General features: G+C 62.4%; 1 protein-coding gene. It reads left to right on the plus strand.

Translation table 11 applies throughout. The features are described from left to right. On the plus strand, positions 1-1,007 hold a 1,007-nt coding region (locus CQ012_RS17345), incomplete at both ends, for a fatty acid desaturase family protein (protein ID WP_286134714.1).

Here is a 1,007-nt window from a genome sequence, read left to right on the forward strand (position 1 = left end):
TTCTTCCACGTCAAGAAGCTGGTCACCGAAGCTGGACTGGTCGGCCGCCGCCGCGGGCACTATCTCGGGTTGGGCATCGTGCTGACGGTGCTGCTAGCCGGCACCGTTACCGGTTTCATCCTCCTGGGCGACAGCTGGTTCCAGTTGCTGATGGCCGCAGCCTTGGGCCTGCTGCTCACCCAATTCGCGTTCCTGGCGCACGAGGCGGCACACCGCCAGATCCTGGCTTCGCACAAGCGCAATGACAAGCTGGGCCAGTTCCTGGCCAATATCGTCGTGGGCATCAGCTACCAGTGGTGGATGAACAAGCACAACAAGCACCACGCCACCCCCAATACCGTGGGCAAGGATCCGGACATCGAGTGGGACACCATCTCCTTCCAGACCGAGGACGCCAAGCGCCAGCGCGGCCTGCTCAAGTGGATCACCAACCGCCAGGGCTACCTGTTCTTCCCGCTGCTCACCCTTGAGGGCTTGAATCTGCATATGCATTCGATCAAGTACCTGTTCAAGGCCGGCCGGGTCAAGAACCGCAAGCGCGAGATGACCGGCATTGCACTGCGCATCGCCATCTACCTGGCGATCGTGTTCTACTTCCTGCCAGTGGGCATGGCTTTCGCCTTCCTCGGCGTGCAGCTGGCAGTCTTCGGCGTCTACATGGGTGCCTCCTTCGCCCCGAACCACAAGGGCATGCCGATGGTTCCCCAGGACGCCCGCATCGACTTCTTCTCCCGCCAGGTACTGACCGGACGCAATGTCATGGCCAAGTCCAGCTGGGGAAACCGCGTGCTCTCCCACGTCTACGGCGGATTGAACTACCAGGTAGAGCACCACCTGTTCCCGTCCATGCCGCGCGCCAACCTGGCCGGCGTCTCGCGCATCGTGCGCCAGTACTGCGACGAGCACCAGGTGCCGTACACCGTGGCCAGTGTCCGCGAATCCTACGCACAGGTGATCACCTACCTGAACAAGGTCGGGCTATCGGCCCGGGATCCTTTCGAGTGCCC

It is taken from the genome of Arthrobacter sp. MYb214, assembly GCF_002979865.1.
Taxonomy (GTDB): Bacteria; Actinomycetota; Actinomycetes; order Actinomycetales; family Micrococcaceae; genus Glutamicibacter.